Here is a 5216-nt window from a genome sequence, read left to right as displayed (position 1 = left end):
TGCGTATAAGGTGGTCCAGACCAATGCCGTTGTCAACCCCGCGCGACATCTTCCCTGCACATGAGGGTGAAAAATGCGGATGAGGGGGCCGAGCGCTTGCGCCCCGGCCCCCTTGGCCCATCCCTCCCCGTCATCGGCGCCCCTCCCGGGAGGGGCATCCCCCCGGGAGGGGCCGCGTCACGCTACGGCAGCCCGTGGACCTTCGGGCCCACCGCGTTCGACCACGCGTTGCCCGCGGTCGCGTCCCAGTTGGCGGACCAGGTCATCGCGCTGCCCAGACCCGGGCAAGTAACTGCTGGCCTGGCTACGGGCCGTTGTTGGCCGTCATGTCCTTCGTACGGGTGAACGAGACCAGTTCCCGAGGCCGCGCAGGTGTCGAGAACGCATGATCGGTGGCGGCAGGTGAGTTCGGCGCGACTGGGGGAGGGGAGCGGCCGGTGGCACGCAAACGTGGCAGGAAGCGTGTCCTTCATGTGCTGGCCGCTCCGTTCGTCGTGGCCGCGCCGTCGGGGGCGCGGATCAGAGGACGCCTGCGGCTGAGCCCGGCTGATGAGAAGGTGCTGCGCCTGGTGGGCGAGCACCTCGGCCGCCATCAGCGGGCCGACTTGGCCGAGCGGGTCCGGATTGGCCGGGTCAGCGGGAAAGACACACAGCGGGCGGAGCGGAAGAAGAGGCTCACCGCGGTGTCATCATCCCGCTGGGCCGGAGCGATGACCCGGGTCAGCGAGGACCAGTTCCAGTTGTCGATGCGCTGTCTGTACGACGAGCGCGCCGGTCTGCGCCGGGCCATCCGCGTCATCGGCCGTCGCTTGGCCGCCCCTTGCGGGAAGCGGTCCAGTAACGGCGTGCGCGGCTACGCCGACCAGAACGAGCGGGCACTCAAGCAGCGCCGCGTGCAGGCGCTTGAGGCCCGGCTTGCCGTGGTGGAGCAGAAGATCGCCGTAGGGTGGCCGTCGATCACGGTCGGCGGCCGTCGCCTGGCGCGAGTGCGACACCATCTTGCCAAGGCGAAGCTGACCGACGCCGAGTGGCGCCGGCGGTGGGAGGCCGAGCGGCTGTTCCTCACCGCGGACGGCGAGTCCGGTGCCCCGCACGGCAACTACACCATCACCGTCGACCCGGCCGATGGCGCGGTGTCCCTCGTACTGCCCGAGCCGCTACGGCACCTGGCCAACGCCCCAAGGGGCCGGTACCGGTTGGGCTGCGGCGTGGCCTTCCAGCACCGGTGTGGCGAGTGGCTGGACCGCGTCACCGCCCACCGGGCCGTGCGCTATGACATCACCTGTGACCCGGCCCGTGATCGTTGGTACCTGGACGCGTCCTGGGCGGCCGACACGGCCGAGCCGCCCAACCTGGATGAGGTCAAGGCCCCGGGGGCGCGGCTCCTCGGAGTCGACCTCAACGCGGACCACCTGGCCGCCTGCGTACTAGACAGGCACGGCAATCCGGTCGGCGAACCGGTCACGATCCCGTTGGATCTGACCGGCCCGGCGACCACGCGGGACGGGCGCCTGCGCGCCGCGATCAGTCGACTCATCGCCCATGCCCACGAACACGGCTGCGTGGGGATCGCGATCGAGGATCTGGGCTTCGCCGACGCACGCGCCACCGGTCGGGAGACCATGGGCCGTGGCAGGCGCGGCAAGACGTTCCGCCGCACGGTGTCGAGTATCCCCACCGGCCGCTTCCGCGAGCGCCTGCGTGGCATGGCCTACCAACGGGGCCTGGTCGTCATCGCGGTCGACCCGGCGTACACCAGCCGCTGGGGCGGACAGCATTGGACCCGGCCTCTTCAGGACCAGTCACGGAAGACTACGGTCACTCGGCATCACGGTGCCTCGGTGGCCATCGGACGGCGCGCCCTCGGGCACGGGATCCGGCGTCGGCCAGGTGTGACCGCCCATCACCGGAGGATGGTGGAGCGGAGAGCTACCGGCCAGGCCGTGTCCCTCCCGCGGGCGTGCGGGACCGCGAGCCCACCCAGGACGGCGGGCACGCCCACCACGGGCGGCAAGACCCGACCACGCCGAGGTGACCAGCTCGTGCTGTTCCCGGATCCTCAAGACCGTTTGGAGGGTCACCGGACCACGGGTCCGGATCACGGCGAGTTGGCGAACCCCGACCAACGACCTCAGGAACGGTAGGTCTTGGACGGTTTCCAGACCAATAACCTTGTCAAGGGGATGCGCGGACTCCGCATCGGGCCTGGGGTGCGTAACCCAGAGGAACTGTTCTCTCACGCCGCTTTCGTGGATAAAGTGACGACGCACCAGGACAGGGGCAGTAATGAGACAGGGGCAGCAGAGACCTGTGGCCGCCGCCGCTCGGCGCCGATGTGAGACGGGGTAGCCGACGTGCCCACCGCGATAGCAGTCACCGGCCGTGAGCTGGTGCTTCCGCCGCCCGACGGGCAGACCCCGTCGGCCGTCGTGCTCCGCCCGCCGGACGCACAGTCACTCGACGACGCCCTCGCCGAGGTCGGGACCCTCCTCGACCAGCAGGGCTATCTCGTCGTGCTCTATCCCGCCGCGACCCCCGCGCCGGTGGTCCGCCGGCTCCATATCGTGCGCTCCGTCCTGGAGAGCGACCGGATGGCGCTGCTGCCGCTCGAACTGCCGCCGCTGGCCGTCGCCGTACTGGCCCGTCAGTTGCGCCAACTGTCCATATCGGACTTCAGCCCCGGCGTTCTGGCGTGCGCCGCCCGGCTGCTCTCCCACTACATCCACGCGGGCGCCCTGCTGGGCAGCGTCGCCAAGCTGGACCGGGTTCCGGTCAGCCTCACCTCGCACGTCAAGTCCTGGGTGCCCGGCGCCCACTTCGGGGTGCTCGCCCATCCCACCCCGCAGTTGGTGAAGGTCGGCGGCGCGTCCGAGCTGCCCGCCCCCGGGTACGCCACCTCCATGACCGTCGCCCGGGGCCAGCTCAACAGCCATGGCTACGGGGACGGCGGCGCGGGCCGCGACGACTGGGTCACCGCCGCCCTCGCCCCCGCCTGGGGCGTACGGGGCGTGGAAGAGGTGCCGCTGCCCGCCGAGTCGGCGCGCTGGTGGGGCACCCCGAAGCTGATCGAGTTCGCCGCGGCCATCCCCGACCTCTCGGTCCTCTACCAGCTCGTGGCCTCCGTACGGAGAGAGGAATGCCACTGGTGCGGATTCGAACTCATCGGCGACCGCTGCGCCTTCTGCTCCTGCCCGGTGGCGCGCGGCGATGAGATCCCCGCACTGCTCATGTCCCAACGTCCCGCCCTGACCAGCCGGTAACGTCCCCGAACGAGGTTGTGCGTCCATGAATTCACGCCAGCGCCGCGGAGTCATCCTGCTGCTCCTGTCGGTCCTGTGCGCCGTCGGCGCCTTCGCCGGAGTGCTCTCCGTCGTCAACGACGTGGAGTCGAAGGTCGGCCCCGAGACCACCGCCTACAAGCTCACCTCGGACGTCAAGCCCTATAAGGCGCTGGACGCGGGGGAGTTCGAGAAGGTCTCGATGCCCAAGCGCTATGTGCCCTCCACCGCCGTCACCGATCTCGACGAGCTACGCGGGAAGATTGCGGTGGCCCAGTTGGCCAAGGGGTCGCTGCTGCAACGGGACATGATCGCGAACCGGCCCGCCCTGAAGCCCGGGCAGCAGGAGATCGCCATCATGATCGACGCGGCCACCGGCGTCGCCGGGAAGATCACCCCCGGTGCGAAGGTCAACATCTACGCGACCTTCGAGGGCAAGTCCCAGGGCGAGGAATCGGTCTCCAAGCTGATCGTCGCGGGCGCCGAGGTGCTCGACCTCGGCAAGATCACCGCCCTGGAGCCCAACCAGGACGACAAGCGGCGGATCGACGAGGCCGTGCCGATCACCTTCGCGCTCGACACCAAGAACGCGCAGCGGGTGGCCTACGCCGAATCCTTCGCCTCGCATGTGCGGCTCGCGCTGGTGGCCCCCGGCGGGCGCACCTCCATAGGGCCCGGCGACCGCACCTACACCCTCGACGGCGACAAATGAGTGAGGAGGTGCCGCGGTGACGATCAGGATTCTGCCGGCCGTCGGCGACCCCGACGCCGCCCGCTCCCTGAGCGGGCTGCTCGGCCAGTTGCCCGGTGTCGAACCGTCGGCGCCGGTCGGCGACTCGACCCTGCTGCTCGACACCCTCGCCTCGCTGGCCGCCACCTCCCTGGAGGAGCTGCCGGAGGTCGTCCTCGTCCATGAGCGCATCGGCCCCGCCCCGGCGCTGGAGCTGATCCGCGAGATCGCCCTGCGCTTCCCGGCGGTCGGCGTGGTGCTGGTGACCGCCGACGCGGGACCCGCGCTGTACTCGGCCGCCATGGACGCCGGGGCCCGCGGCATCGCCGGGATACCGCTGTCGTACGACGAGCTGGCGGCCCGCGTCCAGGGCGCCGCCCAGTGGGCCACCGGCGTGCGGCGCCATCTGGGGGGCGGCGGCGATCCGTTGGCCGCCGGGCCGGGCGGCCAACTGGTCGCGGTCGCGGGCGCCAAGGGCGGGGTCGGCACCACCGTGACCGCCGTACAGCTCGCGCTCGCCGCGCGGGCCGCGGGCCGTAAGGTCGCGCTCGTCGACCTGGACCTCCAGTCCGGGGACATCGCCTCGTACCTCGATGTGCAGTTCCGGCGCTCGATCGCCGATCTGGCGCAGATCAGCGACATCTCGCCACGGGTGCTCCAGGACGCGGTGTTCACCCACCAGACCGGGCTCGGGCTGCTGCTCGCGCCGGGCGAGGGCGAGCGCGGCGAGGAGGTGACCGACGGCACCGCCCGCCAGGTCATCGGCGCGCTGCGGTCGCGCTTCGAGCTGGTGGTCGTCGACTGCGGTACGCAGATGACCTCCGCGGGCGCCGCCGCCGTGGAGATCGCGGACATCGCGCTGCTGGTGACCACCCCGGACGTGGTCGCCGTGCGCGCCGCCAAGCGCATGGTCCGGCTGTGGGACCGGCTCCAGATCCGCAAGGCGGAGGAGACCGTGACCGTGGTCAACCGGCACACCCGCAGCGCGGAGATCCAGCCGCAGCTCGTCCAGCGGGCCACCGGGACGAGCGTGGCGCGCACCGCCATCCCGGCCGGTTTCAAGGAGCTTCAGCCCGCCGTCGACTCGGGCCGGATGCAGGACCTGGACGCCAAGTCGGCCGTCAAACAGGCGCTGTGGGGGCTGGCCGGAGAGCTGGGTCTGGTGGCCGCCGCGCCCCCGGGCGGCGGTCGCCGCGCCGCCCATCGGG

General features: G+C 71.2%; 4 protein-coding genes. All 4 read left to right on the top strand.

Annotation, left to right across the window (positions count from 1 at the left end; all coding sequences use genetic code 11):
• The first annotated feature begins 437 nt into the window (after positions 1-437).
• Positions 438-2144, top strand: coding sequence for a hypothetical protein (locus tag KN815_RS41830; RefSeq protein WP_216347006.1), 1707 nt, complete (start codon positions 438-440; stop codon positions 2142-2144).
• 210 nt (positions 2145-2354) lie between these two features.
• Complete coding sequence (locus KN815_RS41825; RefSeq protein ID WP_216347005.1) at positions 2355-3260, top strand: hypothetical protein; 906 nt, start codon at positions 2355-2357, stop codon at positions 3258-3260.
• A 25-nt stretch (positions 3261-3285) separates the two neighbouring features.
• Positions 3286-3990, top strand: coding sequence for a Flp pilus assembly protein CpaB (gene cpaB / locus KN815_RS41820; protein WP_216347004.1), 705 nt, complete (start codon positions 3286-3288; stop codon positions 3988-3990).
• Positions 3991-4006: 16 nt separating this feature from the next.
• A partial coding sequence (locus KN815_RS41815) for a CpaE/TadZ family protein (RefSeq protein ID WP_216347003.1) occupies positions 4007-5216 on the top strand: 1210 nt, incomplete at its 3' end.

Origin of the sequence: Streptomyces niphimycinicus (assembly GCF_018883605.1) — a bacterium.
Lineage (GTDB): Bacteria > Actinomycetota > Actinomycetes > Streptomycetales > Streptomycetaceae > Streptomyces > Streptomyces niphimycinicus.
Note: the sequence above shows the minus strand (reverse complement) of the source record. Positions and strands in the feature narration are given on the sequence as shown.